Origin of the sequence: Winogradskyella sp. A2 (assembly GCF_046762865.1) — a bacterium.
Lineage (GTDB): Bacteria > Bacteroidota > Bacteroidia > Flavobacteriales > Flavobacteriaceae > Winogradskyella.
The window spans coordinates 506778-521519 of the sequence record NZ_JBKQXM010000003.1; the positions used below are offsets into that span (position 1 = coordinate 506778).

General features: G+C 32.7%; 16 protein-coding genes. All 16 read right to left on the bottom strand.

All coding sequences use genetic code 11. From position 1 onward, the window contains the following. Positions 1–44 precede the first annotated feature (44 nt). A complete protein-coding gene (locus tag ACFWV9_RS08215; protein ID WP_186844076.1) occupies positions 45–767 on the bottom strand; it encodes a LytR/AlgR family response regulator transcription factor in 723 nt (240 codons plus the stop codon). Next, positions 754–1779, bottom strand: coding sequence for a sensor histidine kinase (locus tag ACFWV9_RS08220; protein ID WP_299105120.1), 1026 nt, complete (start codon positions 1777–1779; stop codon positions 754–756). Before ACFWV9_RS08220 ends, ACFWV9_RS08215 begins: the two co-directional genes overlap by 14 nt. A gap of 329 nt (positions 1780–2108) precedes the next feature. After that, positions 2109–2816 carry a CPBP family intramembrane glutamic endopeptidase gene (locus ACFWV9_RS08225; protein WP_186844078.1) on the bottom strand — a complete coding sequence of 236 codons (708 nt, stop codon included), beginning with the start codon at positions 2814–2816 and terminating at the stop codon, positions 2109–2111. 54 nt (positions 2817–2870) lie between these two features. After that, positions 2871–3770 carry an MBL fold metallo-hydrolase gene (locus tag ACFWV9_RS08230; protein ID WP_186844079.1) on the bottom strand — a complete coding sequence of 300 codons (900 nt, stop codon included), beginning with the start codon at positions 3768–3770 and terminating at the stop codon, positions 2871–2873. A gap of 186 nt (positions 3771–3956) precedes the next feature. Further along, positions 3957–4811 (bottom strand): CPBP family intramembrane glutamic endopeptidase, encoded by an 855-nt coding sequence (locus ACFWV9_RS08235; RefSeq protein ID WP_186844080.1) that lies wholly within the window; start codon positions 4809–4811, stop codon positions 3957–3959. A 27-nt stretch (positions 4812–4838) separates the two neighbouring features. After that, positions 4839–5921 carry a tryptophan--tRNA ligase gene (gene trpS, locus ACFWV9_RS08240; protein ID WP_222611298.1) on the bottom strand — a complete coding sequence of 361 codons (1083 nt, stop codon included), beginning with the start codon at positions 5919–5921 and terminating at the stop codon, positions 4839–4841. A gap of 131 nt (positions 5922–6052) precedes the next feature. After that, positions 6053–6739, bottom strand: coding sequence for a DUF4386 domain-containing protein (locus ACFWV9_RS08245; RefSeq protein ID WP_071339919.1), 687 nt, complete (start codon positions 6737–6739; stop codon positions 6053–6055). A gap of 229 nt (positions 6740–6968) precedes the next feature. Then, positions 6969–7796 carry an alpha/beta hydrolase gene (locus ACFWV9_RS08250; RefSeq protein WP_186844081.1) on the bottom strand — a complete coding sequence of 276 codons (828 nt, stop codon included), beginning with the start codon at positions 7794–7796 and terminating at the stop codon, positions 6969–6971. 132 nt (positions 7797–7928) lie between these two features. After that, positions 7929–8504: a hypothetical protein gene (locus ACFWV9_RS08255; protein WP_186844082.1), complete on the bottom strand. Its 576-nt coding sequence runs from the start codon at positions 8502–8504 to the stop codon at positions 7929–7931. Between the two features lie 281 nt (positions 8505–8785). Beyond that, positions 8786–10039, bottom strand: coding sequence for an alpha/beta hydrolase-fold protein (locus tag ACFWV9_RS08260; protein ID WP_186844083.1), 1254 nt, complete (start codon positions 10037–10039; stop codon positions 8786–8788). 210 nt (positions 10040–10249) lie between these two features. Continuing rightward, a complete protein-coding gene (locus ACFWV9_RS08265) occupies positions 10250–11233 on the bottom strand; it encodes an alpha/beta fold hydrolase (protein WP_186844084.1) in 984 nt (327 codons plus the stop codon). A gap of 7 nt (positions 11234–11240) precedes the next feature. Continuing rightward, positions 11241–12095, bottom strand: a complete 855-nt coding sequence (locus ACFWV9_RS08270; protein ID WP_186844085.1) for an alpha/beta fold hydrolase — start codon at positions 12093–12095, stop codon at positions 11241–11243. A gap of 54 nt (positions 12096–12149) precedes the next feature. Continuing rightward, complete coding sequence (locus tag ACFWV9_RS08275; RefSeq protein WP_186844086.1) at positions 12150–13082, bottom strand: NAD(P)-dependent alcohol dehydrogenase; 933 nt, start codon at positions 13080–13082, stop codon at positions 12150–12152. An 11-nt stretch (positions 13083–13093) separates the two neighbouring features. After that, the gene (locus ACFWV9_RS08280) at positions 13094–13663 is read right to left on the bottom strand and encodes a hypothetical protein (protein WP_186844087.1); all 570 of its coding nucleotides are present in this window, start codon (positions 13661–13663) and stop codon (positions 13094–13096) included. A 52-nt stretch (positions 13664–13715) separates the two neighbouring features. After that, positions 13716–14318, bottom strand: coding sequence for a hypothetical protein (locus ACFWV9_RS08285; protein ID WP_186844088.1), 603 nt, complete (start codon positions 14316–14318; stop codon positions 13716–13718). A 262-nt stretch (positions 14319–14580) separates the two neighbouring features. Beyond that, on the bottom strand, positions 14581–14703 hold the full coding sequence (locus tag ACFWV9_RS08290) for a hypothetical protein (protein WP_290206430.1): 123 nt from the start codon (positions 14701–14703) through the stop codon (positions 14581–14583). Positions 14704–14742 lie beyond the last annotated feature (39 nt).

Below are 14742 nucleotides of genomic sequence, written 5' to 3' on the forward strand. Positions count from 1 at the left end.
TAATAAAAAGTCAATGAACGTTAGAAAATTTAGCGATTTTCTCTTTATAAACTATTCCAGTTTTTAAACTTAACGGACTGCCTGCTAGACACTTCTACTTTTTTCCCAGTCGTTAACATAATTTGTAATTTATTATTGAAGTAGGGGTGAATCTCTTTGATGTAATGTATGTTAATCATTTGGCTTCGATTCACACGGAAAAAGACTTTAGGGTCTAATTTTTCTGCTAATAAATTTAAAGAACGCTTTATCATTGCTTTATCCGAACCAAAATAGAGACGTGCATAATTTTCTAAAGATTCAATAAAATAAATATCTGTGAGAGGAATAAAATGACATTTTTCACCATCTTTTATAAATATCTTTTGATGCATCGGTAAGGTGGTAGGCTCTAATTTTACCCTATTAGACAATTCTTCCTTTACCTTTTCAATAGTTTTAGAAAAACGTTCATCTCTTAAAGGCTTTACCAAATAATCTAAAGCATTCATCTCAAACGCTTTTACAGCATATTGATCATAGGCCGTTGTAAAAACGACGTCAGGCACATTGGTTAGTTCTTCCAATAAATCAAACCCAGATTTCCCAGGCATATGAATATCTAAAAACAATAGGTCTGGTTGTAAGTCTTCAATTAAAGTTATGGCTTCATCTACATGACTAGCTTCAGCTATAATTTCAAACTCTTTATGTTTTTCTAGTGCACGTTTTACTTCTTCTCTCGCTAAACGTTCATCATCAATGATTATGGTTTTATATCTTTTCATCGTTTATATGCATTGGAATTATTAGTTCTGCGCAGACATGGTTATTTTCATTCTCTGTTAAACTAAAAACAGCCTTACCTTTATATTGAATTTCTAAGCGTTTTTTTAAATTTTCGAGACCTAATCCAACACTTTTATTTTGATTAATTATTCCAGGATTCTCAACTGTAATATGAATATGGCTATCCTTCTTTTTAATTTTTAAGTAAATAATACCACCATCAACTATTAAATCAATGCCATGTTTAATGGCATTTTCTATCAATAACTGAATACTTAACGCAGGAATCTTATAATTAATAACGCCTTCTTCAATACTGGTTTTTAGTTGAAGTCGTTCCTCAAAACGCAGCTTTTCTAATTCAATGTAATCATAAACTAAAGCCAATTCATTTTTAATAGGTGTTAAATCTTTGTCTTTTTCATATAAGGATGACCTCAGCAAATCTGATAATAAATCAATAGCTCTTCTTGCAACGTTTGGGTTTTCGATGACTAATGATTTAATAGAATTTAATGAGTTGAATAAGAAATGTGGATTCAATTGCGCTGATAAATTATCTAACTGGGCTTGTTTTGCGATTAAGGAAAGTTGAGCATTCTCTCTTGCCGTAACCACTTCTTTTTGATAGTAATGATATAAGTGATACGCCAATATCCAAATAGACATTAGTCGCAGTCCTGTAAGTAAAATTGGATCCCAGTACATGATGGCTTCAAAGAAATTTTTATCCTCGCCTGCAATAAAAGTCCAATACGCATACCATTTTAAGTTGTTTATTAATACATATAGAAGCGCTAATAAAAGTATACTTGGAATAACACGAATAAGTAACTTTTTAATTGGCAACTGACTCCAGTTAGCTTTTAAAGCATACATTCTATACATATGTGTTAAGAATATTCCAATTGCCACATCCAAAACATAATTTAAAAATGTATAAAAAATTCCATAATTATCTCTGGTATATACGGTGTATGCCCAATAAGTTGACACCAAGCACCAGCCCATCAATTGGCAAAGCCAATATAAACGGGTTTTTGATATTTTATTGGTATAACTTAAACTCATATGAACAGCAAAGCAACGTATTTTCTTTAAAAATAGAAAAAAGAAATACATGAGCGCGAATAAGAAGAGATAAGCGTTTGTTATTAATTTTAAGAATTTAGGCTATGGAATATATGAGGCTTGGATAAATTACTAAAAAGAAAATTTACAGATTGAAGACAAGAGAATTCATGACTTAAAGATTGTCTTTCTTCATGATAGTCTCAGTAGAGGATTCCTCTTTTTTATATCCATCTTTGTTGGCTTAAGTTTTATTCAATTCTTTATCTCTAACTTACAACGCCATTATTTAGGTATAATCCAATAAGGCTGAAGGAGTTAATAATTCCATGTGCAATTATTATAGGAAAAAGTTTTCGCTTAATTATAAAATAGACTGAACCAAATATAAGGGCAATACAACCAGTGGCAATAACACCTGCTAATCCTTGGTAAATGTGTAACATTCCAAATATTACAGCATGTATAATTAATGCTATAATTATTCCCAATGTATTATTTCCAGTACAATCAACCAATCTATTTAGTAAATATCCGCGAAATAACAATTCTTCACCTAAGGCTGCACCAAACCAAACAACTGTAATTAGGTAACCTATAAAAACAAGAGGTTTTCCCATAAAAAAGGCAAATCTATCAGCTACACCTGCTGGGTTCGTTAGACCAAAGCTTTCCAATATTGGTTTTACAATTAGTCCCATAATTGAAAAAACTAGTATTACAGTGCCAAGTGCTATCAATATATTAATCATCCAATTTTTTGTGCCTTTTGGAATCTTAGGCCCAAGCTCTTTCCAGTTTATTTTTTTTTGTTTCATGAAAATCGTACTAACTATAATACCACACCAAATTGCTATTGAGCCAGCACCAATTACGTCGAAATAATCCGCAAGGTGTTTTATGCTCAATATAGTTAGGAATACAATTGCTATTTCTACAAGTATTTTAATATTAAAGTATTTCTTTTGTGGTTCCATATCATTTATCTAATTAGTTGTGAGCTGTATACGTCTTTGTTAGTGTCAGTATTTTTAATTAACTGGATATATTATAAAGCTATCATGAATTTGTTTTGTCGGCGTATCTCCTAATTTTGTTAGAGCACTTGAAAGTTCTTTTAATGTGAATACACTTAACGGAAGTTGGTGTTCTTTAGGCTGGTAGATAGTTCCCATGGGGTAATCAACACCAGCTGTTTGAGTCATTTCAATGTGATTTCCAAGTATGGTTGAAACCTCATTAATGTCGGTGAATTTTACAAGTCTTTCAATACTCATTTTAAAAGCAATCCAATCATTTATGTATAGTCTACCAGGATAAAAGGTGTCTCCAGTCAAGAGAATTTTAGTCGAAGTATCATAAACCGCAATTGAAGAAGCTTGGTGTCCAGGAATTGGTATTATTTTCATCATACGATTTCCTAAATCATAATCTACAATTTCTTCGGGCCAGTTTGAAATCTTAAAAAAATCTTGTACATCTTTAACCTCAAGGTCTATTACAGAAGTGTTCGGTTTTCCTTTGAATTGTCCATCGCCTGCAAAGTGGTCTCCATGCTTATGAGTATGCGCAACAATTAATTTGACCACTCCATTCTTTTTAGACCAGTCGTTAACAATTCTATTTACAGTTTCATAAATCGGAAAAATATCATCTTCTTGAGTAGCTCCAGTATCCATTAATAGCGCTTTGTTTTCACCAAAAAACAGAAACATAAAAGGTGCTTCGTAATTTGTACACTTGTTTTGGCGTAAAATATAAGTATTGCTATTATACTTAACGACCTGAATTGGTGGGTCAATATTATCTTCACAGTTTTCAGAACCATGAATCCAATTTTGAACATTTAAATCAACAGTGTCTTCGATTGATGGTTGGCATGACAAAATCAGAATTAGTGCTGATAGTAAGATTGTGATTTTTGTTTTCATATGTTGGTCTATATTGGCTTTAATGTGATTGTGTATGATTCGTTATGTATTTAAGCAACTGATTTAACAAATAAATCGCAGATAGAAAGTCAGCGAGGACTTTCGTAAGTAGGCTAGAACTAGCAATGAAACGAGCGCAGCGAACTGGCAAGCAATTATACACGGTATTTCTCACTGTATTTTTATTTATAATTTTTCTTTAATTGCTTTTCTCCAAAAGTAAATTCCAAAAACACAAGTCACAATTGCAAACATAATTCCGTTTTCGCCAAGCCAATGTTCCGTTCCTTCATTTTTAATGGTTAATTCAGGTAATATTTTTTGAATATATACATTGCTTACTGCGTGAAATATTACAGCTGGCCATAGGCTTTTAGATTTAAACGTGTAATACGTCATAATAAGTGACATAGAAACAATTACGACAGTGAACGTTGTAAATTCTAATAGGACATTGTTACTATAGTAAACAAGCAATGGCCAATGCCAAAAAGACCAAATCAATCCACTAAAAATTGATACACCAGTATATGAAAGAACCTTTCTTAATTCATAGATGAAAAATCCTCGCCATCCAATTTCTTCCCCTAATGTTGTTGCAGAGGCTCTAATAACCTCTATAGTTGCTAACAACATTATAGCTATGATAGTTATTGATGTTGGGCTTAAAGTGCCTATGCCAAATAAGCCAAGTTCTTTTCCCCATTCTGTAATGTCTTCGCTATTGGCTAAATTTCCAAAACCGAAAATCCAAATAAGCACATAAGTGATTATACCATATAAGGCTGGGATAACGTACGACATTCGTATATATTTCCAATTTCCCCAATTCCAATTTAGAGATGAAATCTTACGACCTCTTATTTTTAAGGTAATAAATGCAGCTATTGCAGGACACCACATGATAGCGCCAACATATATTCGTGATGGATATAAATTAACTATTGCATAATGGAATGGTGAAGTAAGAGCAAATACAAGACCCAGAAATAAGAATATTGTTATCCAGGTTTGTTTTTTATTTTCTATAGATTTTATCATGATGAGTAGTTTTTTTTTATGGTGCCATTATATTTTCATATTCATTGCTTCAGTGACTTCGCTCAGCGTTTCAATCGCTGTTTCTCTCGCCTTACTTATACCTTTAAGCAAAATATCCCTGACATAATCTTTATTTTTTTCAAGCTCTATTCTTTTTTTTCTAATAGGCTCAAAATATGTGTTTATGGCTTCTTCTGTTAGCTGTTTAAGTTTTCCTGATCCTTGGTCGCCAATTTTATGAGCAATATCGGATGGACTTTTATCTGAACATAAGGAAGCTAACTTAAGTAAGTTGGAAACCTCTGGTCTGTTTTCGGGGTCGTAAGATATGTAACGACTTGAATCAGTTTTGGCAGATTTTATTAGTTTTGCTGTTTCGTCAGCTGTTGACTTTATCATAATTGAATTGTTGCGACTTTTGCTCATTTTTTGAATACCGTCTAACCCAAGAATAGTAGGGGTATCAGTAAAAAGTGCAACTGGTTCTGTAAAAATATTTTTATTGAATTTGGTATTAAAGCGCTTTGCAATTTTCCGAGTTAATTCTATATGAGGTAATTGGTCTTTTCCAACAGGAACCACATTACTTTTACAAAACAAAATGTCAGCAGCTTGATGAACTGGATAGATATACATTCCTGCATTAATATTTCTCAGTCCTGAAGCAGTAATTTCTTCTTTAACAGTTGGATTTTTGTTTAATTCTGAACTGGAAACTAATGTCAGAAATGGAATAGTTAGTTGATTTAATTCAGGAATATGACTATGTGGAAAAATATGAGTTTTATAATTTTCAGGGTCTAATCCACAGGCTAAATAGTCCAAAGTTAGTTCATAGGTGAATTTTGAAATTTCATTAAAAACATTTCTATCTGTCAACACTTGATAATCAGCAATTAAAATATAAGTCTCAATTCCTAAGCTTTGTAATTTTAATCGGTTTATAATTGAGCCAAAATAGTGTCCAAGATGCAAATTACCTGTAGGTCTATCTCCCGTTAATACGCGGTACTTTTGAGGATTCTTATACAAATCATTTTCTAATAATTTGCTTCGCTCTTTTGCTTTTTCAAAACTTTTATTAATCATTTTTTGTTTACTTTTATTCAAGAAAGTTCAATTTTTCTCATTACCCACAACGATTTCGGCTATGAGTAGTTTCGTGAATAATCACTTAACGTTGCAAGTATAAACCAAACTAAAAATTCGTGAGGATTTTCAGAAGTAGGAGAGCAAAGCAATTACTTATAGCTAGGTCTTATGCCAAAAATTAGTAAATAACCTATCATCCAAAATTCTCCAATGGTTGCAGGTAGAGTTAGAAATCTATTGAAGCTAAAATCAATTCCTGCGTAGTGTATAACTGTAGAAATTAGATAGCCTATACCACCTAAAATAATTATTCTTCCTAACCAAACAGGCAACCTTTTAGATTTGATAACTATGTATCCCATTGGAAATAGCCATAACCCGAAAAATAGGCCACCAATACCCCAAGCATTCGAAATAATATTTTGAAAAACCTGAATTAGTAAAACTTTGTCTTCCATAGCACTTATTTCTGAATTTGCAATACCTATTGCTGAGGCGATTGAAATTGCACTTATCATAATGGCTAAAGCATTTACCATTCCCCATATACCTAGAGTCCAAGCTTCCCATTCATAATTATCTTTAAATAATTTGAAGAACCAAACTGCGGTAAGAGCCTGAGAAATTACTATACCAAATTCTAATAGCAACCTAATTCTTGCTGTAGATTCTAATTCTACTAAATTTGTTAGCGTTTGTTCAGGATTACCAGACACAAATATTTGAGAATGAAAGACCATAAACCCTAGAATTCCTGTAATAGCCATCATTAAATACCATAAGCCAGTTATTCTAGCGGTCTTAATTAAATTTTTCTGTTCTGTATTTGCAATCATAGATTATTTATTTTTATTATTTTATACTAATTCGGACTCTGTAAAAGATTAATTGTTACAGTTTTGCCCTAATGGCACACAACGTGTTTGTATATGGTTTGTTGCGTGTTTTAAGCAACTAATTACCGACCAAGAAAGTCCGCAAAGACTTTCGCAAGTAGGCAAAAAGCCAGCAATAAATTATATACGGTGTTACCAAACGTATTTGTTGATATTACCAGCTTCGAAATCATTCCTCTTGATTAATATATTTTAACCCTTCGTATAAAGCTACTAATGGTACAGAGCGATGGTTTTCTTTTTCAAAATATTCTATTTCGATATTTAGAGGTTTATCCGATTTCTTTGTTATTAAAGTATAGAGAGAGTCGTGTCTTTGTTTATTCCTTTCGTAATTAGCCTCTCCTTGATTGGCAGTAGCGATATAAAGTTTTTTATCTAATGATATTGAGGAAATAGAATCAACTTTGTTTTTCATCATCTCCTCATTCCACCATATACTTGGGTCTATAGAAATGTAAGCATTGAATACGCTATTTTCATCCATATAGGAATTTAGTGTAAGTAGTCCTCCTAAAGAGTGCCCAACAAGAGTTCTAAACGCTTCTGTCTTATACTTTTTATCAATATAAGGTATTAGTTCTTTCTCAATGAAATTCAAAAAATTCCTTCCACCTCCCATATTATTCGGTCGTTTGGTCTTAATTTTTGTAACTGTAAAATCTCGTTCTCGGTCAACATTCTCTATGGCTATAATAATACTTTCAGGCATTAAATTGTTTCGATTCCTATTAGAACTCATAAAATGTACTATTCCAGATGCTGTTTTAAAATGAGTATATCCATCCAATAATATGATAACTGGATATTTTTTATCAACTTCAGATGAATTATTGTATGAATCAGGAAGACTTATTAAACAGGTTCTTTCTTCATCTAAAATATTAGATTTAATAACGAACTTACTTCCTACTATAATATCTGTTTCATTTTGTCCAAATGTGGTTTGTACTCCTGAAAGAAGAATATATAAAATTACAAATGTCAAATTTTTCATAGTTTGTTTTATATGTTTGGTAAGGGTTTTGTATAAGGTCAGTTGCGTGTTTAAGCACCTGATTTAACAAATAAATCACAGATAGAAAGTCAGCGAGGACTTTCGTAAATTGGCTAATACAAGCAATTAATTTTATACGGTGTTAGCACTTTTTTTTCTGTTTAATACTTTAATTCCAAGTGTTATTAAGATTACTATGAATGCAATAAAAACTATACTTGTTGAAATGCTTTTTATAACTGAAAATATATTGGTTGTATACACTGCAGATTCTTTCAATTCGGGATAGATTTTTAGCATTGTGATAATCCCGATATTTTCCAAATAATCTGTAATTCCGGCAATTATTGGTATTATGCAGAGATAACTATATGGGGAATTTAATTTGTTCAATTTTTTCAAGAAATAACCCATTAGCAGACAGTAAGAAAGTCCAAATAGCAGTGGGTAAATCATATCAACAGGTATTTGATTGGTTAGATACGTCAAACGTCCATTTTCTCCAAGCGAAGTGAATAATTCATTGACATAATTCAAATCATATCCCGTTGGCATCATATCCAACAATTTCATTCCGTTAGAGAATTTCATTGTTTTGGGAATTGTAACAGTCAGCATAAAGGTGTAAACAAGATTGGTCAAGATAAAAAGTCCTAAAACCTTTTTGCCTGAAATATTCTTTTCTATGAATTTTATTAATGGTTTCATTTTTTTCTCAAATAAGTGCTAACGATAAATTGTAGGAGTAGTGGCAGATTGCTTGGTAGTTTCCTATAAGACTTCTACTTTGGCATTACTTAAACCCGCATTATGAATTAGAAAATCTATTACGAACCAAAAACACTGCAAATCAGCCACTTCGTTTCGTTGTCTTCTCTAACCATAGCGGTGCTATGCTTTTCAAATCTAACATCCTGATTTATTGTGTTTTTGATTCTCATCACAAAGTTCTAATGCATAATGCGGGTTAAACAAAATATTAGCCTTTGTTATTTGTTTTTTAGTTCTTGAATTCTGTTTTTATAGTATTCGTCATTACTTAATTCAGCAGCTTTTTGCACAAACCTTAGTGCATTAGTAATATCATTTTGAGCTTCATAATAGTCTGCCATTGAATTATAGGCACTTGCGCTGTTGGGATAATAATCAATATTCGATTTGAAAAATATAAAAGCCTTTTCAGGTTGCCCCATTTGTAAATTCATATAGCCATAGCCACTAAACATTTCCTCAATCATTGGAGGGAAGGGATAACCGAAATGAGTTGAATAGATTTCTTCTTGTTTTTCCAATAGCTTAACCAATTCTTCTACTTTTGTTTCAGGATTATTATATTTTTGTGGAGATTGAAACTGGTACCATTTAAAAAGAAAAATCAATCCATCTCTCATCGTTGGGAGCGGAACAGTACCATGTAAATCTTCATTGTACACCTTCCATGAGAAATTTAATCCACTCTGTTTTTGAGAGGTCGCAAAAGTTGAAAAGTCAATGATTGAACGTGTAAACAAAGTGAATTCTGAAGTGTCGTCCATAATATTCTCCATGGTTATTTCTTCATCCCACATGTGTAGCTGTTCTGCTGCTAAAGACACATAAAGAGATTTGCCATTATAACTTTCTGAACTCAGCTTTTCTTTTGCCTCCTTCAATAATTTTTGGTCGTCCCAATCCAAACTTGGATCTATGGCTATATAGTTTTGAAAGAGATGTTTATGATTAACCAGCATATGTATCGTAAACAGTCCTGCATATGAATGGCCAATTAAGGTACGGTAAGGCGAAGAGGGATATTTATTGTCAATGTATGGGATTAATTCTCTTCCAATAAATTGGGTAAAGTTTTCAGCACCGCCAGTTTCTTTATCCATTGCCTGCCCACGTCTCATTTTAATCTGTGAAGTAGTTAAGTCCCGTATCCTGTCAGTTTTGTTAGAAACTCCAATTAGAATCATATGAGGCAAATAATGTCCCCAATAATTGTCATAAACTGCTTCTAAATTTTCTTTCAAAGAAAATCCATCTAACAAATAAACAACAGGATATTTTACACTACTATTTGGGTTATAATTCTCAGGGAGTTTAACCCAAAACTCTCGATATTCTTTCAATGTCTCTGAATATACGGTATCAATAATTTCAGTTTCAAATTCACTCGATTGAATCAACTTTGATTGTGCCGATATTTCTTGAAAGACAATAAGTAGCCCTATTGTTAATACTATTTTTAATCGTTTTTTCATTTTATTATTTTAATTAATTTTATATTTAATTTATTGATGCCCAGAGATCTACAGCTCTCTACTTAAAGTTAGCAAATCTAACACTTTATAAACTCGGAATTAAAATCCTGTGTTTTCTAAGCTGTTTCTTAAGTAACTCATACCTATTATAGTTTCCGCTTTCGCGAAAGCGAGACCTTCAAAATTGCTTATTTCAATTCATCCTACTCTCTATAAATTACCATTCTTGTTTTCAATTCTTTGTGAACCATTAAATTTTGTCAACCATTTTAAAATTGATTGATTAGTTTCTTGTGGTAATTCTTGTTGAATATGATGACCACAATCCAAACAAATCATATCCAAATCAGGAACAAAATCCTGGAGCCTTTCAAATTTTGGAATCATATCTAGATTACCATAGATCATAAGTGTAGGCTGTTTGATGATTGGGTCTATATCTGCTATTAAGTGCCAGTTTCGGTCTAGATTTCTATACCAATTAATAGCGCCATTAAATCCAGAATTTTTAAAGGCCGTCACAAATACAGACAAATCATCGTCGTTCAAAATAGGCTCACCAAGTGGTTTTTCAGCTTTGGCAAGATTCATCATTAACATTCCTGATTCTGGTGGCGCTAGAGGTACATTTTTACGAAATAAATTATGAAGAAAGTTTTCTGCATGGTTATCTAACACAGCATCTGCCACTCCGGGTTTTTTATTGAAGTGAACAAAATAGAACTCTTCACCAAAAAGCTCTTCCATGAATTGAATCCATGGTTTTTCACCTCGTTCTTGGTAAGGCAAGGCAAGATTTATAATTTTATTGGCACGATCTGGATGTAATAGTGCCAAGTTCCAGACTACATTTGCACCCCAATCATGTCCCACAAAAACAGCATCTCTGTAGTTGTAATAATCAAGTAAAGCTACTAAATCACCTGTTAAATGGATTATATCATATGCCGTTACTTCTTTAGGGCGCGATGAATTACCATATCCTCTTTGATTTGGAACAATGACATGATAACCAGCTTGAACAAGCGCTGGTATTTGATAGCGCCAAGAGAAAGCATGTTCGGGAAAGCCATGACAAAGTACAATTGGATTACCCATATTTTCTTTACCTGCTTCAAATACTTCTAACTCAATTCCATTTATTGAAATTATATTGGATTTGGGAAAATTTGAAAATTTAAATTCTTGTGTCATTTCAATGTTAGTTTTTATCAATAATTAAATCTTCTATTTTTTTAAAATTCTTAGCATTCGGGACATGTTTTGAACCTTCCAGTAATACTGTTTCGCTTAGTGTCGGAAAAACTCTTTCGGCGCGTTTTACCATTTTTTTGCCTGGAAACAGGATATCCTTTTCTGAAGCGAAAATGGTAATTGGTGTATTAATTTCTTTTGCTGAATTTTTTGAAATAACCGGCAACGGCGAAAAATCCATGTTGCAATTTTGAAACGTAGTCCCCATGAATTGAAAAGCAAAATCATCGGCTTCACTAAAGAGGACATTCATGACTTTTTTGAGATACTTACTTTTATTCGTTTTTGTGAATTTCTTTAAGGGTATAAACATTTTAAACAATCCTGTAAAAGGGTTACCGTTTACGATGTAAACTGGCGCAATGAGGTACGCCTTTTTTATAAGGGTTTCATCAAATTCTAAAGTCTTTAAAGAAATAAATCCACCAAATGAAAACCCAACCAATGTTACTGCCGTAAGGTCTAACTTCTGAATGACTTCAACCAACCATTTGCCATAATCCAAAGATTTCATATCTAATCGATTCTCAGCACTTTTGGTGGGTTGGGCTAAGACATCAACTGCATAAACACAATATTTAGAGCTTAGATTTGGAAACGAATCTAAAATTTGTGGTGCACAACCACCTGTGCCGTGAATCAGCACTAATGGAGGGTTTTTAGTGTCCCCAGTAATTATAACATTAGTAGCCCCAAATTGGTTCTGTATCAATTTTTCTGAATATTCAATATTCAGCTCATTCAACTTTTGATTGTAAAGACTTAAAATTTTTGATTTACCTTCTTGTGATTTAAAAAACATGTGCTGTTCGTTTTTTTATTAATGATTTATGGATTGAGATTATCTATAGTCCAACTAAATAGTGATTACCACATTTCCTCTTTTATGACCCATCTCCACATATTTGTGAGCTTCGGCCATTTCTTCTAAAGAATATACTCTATCAATAACAGGTCTAAGTTTCTCTTGTTCGGCTAACCTTTTTAAATTCAAAAAAGCTTCTTTTGGAGTTAATGGAGTCCCATGATCAATGGATATATATTTGCCATTCAAAGTCAACGCTTTTTTGCTCATTTCTTTTAGTTTCGATGATTTCGAATTGCCTACAGCATCAATCACATATTTATATGTTTCTAATTGTTTTTCAGCATTTTCTATTGTGTAGTCAATCACCTTATCACTTCCTAAAGAGGTTACTAATTCAAAATTTCGACTACTGCATACACTTGTAACATGAGCACCCATATACTTCGCCAATTGTATCGCCATTGTACCTATACTTCCTGACGCTCCATAAATTAAAACATTGTCGCCTTTGTTTATGCTCGTCTTTTTTAATAAGTGAGAAGCAAGTAAGCCACCATAAGGGATTGCTGCAGCTTCCTCAAAACTAAGATCTATAGGTTTTAGGGCTAGATTCCAAACTTCTGGTAAACAAATATATTCTGCGTAAGAACCAAAACGACGTTTAGTAGGCGAGATAGAACCATAGGCAAAAACCTCATCACCATTTTCAAACATTGTCACCTCCTTGCCTTTAGCCTCAATAATTCCAGCTGATACCATTCCCAACACAGGATTCCTTGGACGACCAAAACCAAATATGAGTTGAAGTATAAATCTAGAGATCAAAGGTTCATTTAATCTCCGAATAAGAACATCGCTTGTGGTAACTGAAGTAGCACGTATCTTTATAAGTACTTCATTAGCTTTAGGTGTTGGTTTTTCAACATTACCTAGCACCAGATTATCTACATCGCCATATTTTAGACATTTTATTGCTTTCATAATTGTTTTTGCTAAAACCTATACCCTATTCGCAAGTGCATATTTAATTCCAGTTCACTTTTGTTCTTTAAATAACCAGCACGTTTAGCAAATGTGTAGCTAAATCCGGCACCAAGACCTGCTTCATAATTAAAGTGTTTGCCTAAATTTCTTCTAATTCCCCAAGTAGGTATGATAGAAAAATCACTCACCACAGGAGCATCGTCAGTATTGAACAGCGCCAATTCTGGATGATAACCCATTTTTAAAGCAATAAAATTGCCACTATTTCCTTCAATTAGTTTTGAGTTCTCTGAGCGTTTTTTGAGATTGTAATAGAATCTTGGCTCCATAACTATTACAGGTGTTAGCAAAAATGGAGAATCATAATCATCGTAAAACGTAGATTCCCAAATACCAAAATCAAAACCAAGTTCAATTCTCAGTGCTATAGTATTTGATAGTTTTGCTTCATTATATGCCCAGATTCCTAAAACTCCAGTTTGTAATCCGAATGTTGATTTTTCTACACTTGTTGTTTGAGCAACACCAATCGTCGTGGAAAAGATAATTAGCGCTAATATTATTATTGTACGTTTCATAATGTTTCAATTAAAAATTAGTTTTCTATTCGTGTTTAAGTCAAATTCAACATTATAACCAGCTGAACCCTAATCCTACATTAAAGATTACGGCATCTCTATCCGCACCTCCATCTAAAGACACACTACCAAGCACCAATTTAGACTGAATATTGAGCGCAAAATTTTTCTTTTTGTAAATCTCATAACCTGTGCTTGCCATAACAGCGGCACCAAAATTCCAATCGTCATTTACATTGTCTTTAATATCATATAGTGCAGGTGAGTCTATGGCTAATCCAATTCCACCATGAATCCACCAACGATCTTTTACCCAATACTGTACAGATGGGATAAATGCTCCAAAATTTCTGTCATTGTCCTGAAATTCGTAGATGTTTCCTGGTAAAGAGGCAGTAATAGCAAGTCTTTCGTTTAACATATAGCCAAACTTTAGATCTGGAAAAACAAAGGTTCCTTGAGCCTTGTCAAAGGTTTGAATACCTGCACTATCTTCTATGCTGATAATGCCACCACCTACTACGAATTCGAAGATGAAACCATCCCTTTGTGTTGTTGTTTCTGAATTTGTGTTTTGTGCATAGGTTATACTTGATAATAATGTAAAGGCTACACAAGCCATTCTTGATAAGATTTGTTTTTTAATAGATTTCATAATTGTTTGTTTTTGATTGATGATTTATTTCGTATTCTTAGTTAATACATTAATTTTTTTTTTGAGTATTCTAACGCTGCGCCAATGGTAATTCCAATGGGAAGCCACAAAGCTATGTTTGAGGTTAATACGCCTAATAATACTCCTGAAACTATGCCAATTGCAAGTCTAATTCCTTTTTTTACTTTTAATTAATTTCATAATTGTTTGTTTTTTGATTTTTTAAATTGATGTTTACCACTCGATATCAAATTTTTCTGAATTATTCATTTGTATTTCGTAATTCAGCATATGTGTCTTTTAGCTTCTTTAATGATTCAATGGCATTACCATAAGCCTCACGATTTTTTTCTGAATTATTCATTTGTATTTCGTAATTCAGCATATGTGTCTTTTAGCTTCTTTAATGATTCAATGGCATTAC

Coding starts and splice junctions, on each gene's coding strand:
- ACFWV9_RS08230 (WP_186844079.1), bottom strand. CDS start 3,770: ATGAAAACAAAAATCACAATCTTACTATCAGCACTAATTCTGATTTTG.
- ACFWV9_RS08285 (WP_186844088.1), bottom strand. CDS start 14,318: ATGAAATCTATTAAAAAACAAATCTTATCAAGAATGGCTTGTGTAGCC.
- ACFWV9_RS08220 (WP_299105120.1), bottom strand. CDS start 1,779: ATGGGCTGGTGCTTGGTGTCAACTTATTGGGCATACACCGTATATACC.
- ACFWV9_RS08250 (WP_186844081.1), bottom strand. CDS start 7,796: ATGAAAAATTTGACATTTGTAATTTTATATATTCTTCTTTCAGGAGTA.
- ACFWV9_RS08255 (WP_186844082.1), bottom strand. CDS start 8,504: ATGAAACCATTAATAAAATTCATAGAAAAGAATATTTCAGGCAAAAAG.
- ACFWV9_RS08275 (WP_186844086.1), bottom strand. CDS start 13,082: ATGAAAGCAATAAAATGTCTAAAATATGGCGATGTAGATAATCTGGTG.
- ACFWV9_RS08265 (WP_186844084.1), bottom strand. CDS start 11,233: ATGACACAAGAATTTAAATTTTCAAATTTTCCCAAATCCAATATAATT.
- ACFWV9_RS08290 (WP_290206430.1), bottom strand. CDS start 14,703: ATGCTGAATTACGAAATACAAATGAATAATTCAGAAAAAAATCGTGAG.
- ACFWV9_RS08245 (WP_071339919.1), bottom strand. CDS start 6,739: ATGATTGCAAATACAGAACAGAAAAATTTAATTAAGACCGCTAGAATA.
- ACFWV9_RS08260 (WP_186844083.1), bottom strand. CDS start 10,039: ATGAAAAAACGATTAAAAATAGTATTAACAATAGGGCTACTTATTGTC.
- ACFWV9_RS08235 (WP_186844080.1), bottom strand. CDS start 4,811: ATGATAAAATCTATAGAAAATAAAAAACAAACCTGGATAACAATATTC.
- ACFWV9_RS08225 (WP_186844078.1), bottom strand. CDS start 2,816: ATGGAACCACAAAAGAAATACTTTAATATTAAAATACTTGTAGAAATA.
- ACFWV9_RS08270 (WP_186844085.1), bottom strand. CDS start 12,095: ATGTTTTTTAAATCACAAGAAGGTAAATCAAAAATTTTAAGTCTTTAC.
- ACFWV9_RS08215 (WP_186844076.1), bottom strand. CDS start 767: ATGAAAAGATATAAAACCATAATCATTGATGATGAACGTTTAGCGAGA.
- ACFWV9_RS08280 (WP_186844087.1), bottom strand. CDS start 13,663: ATGAAACGTACAATAATAATATTAGCGCTAATTATCTTTTCCACGACG.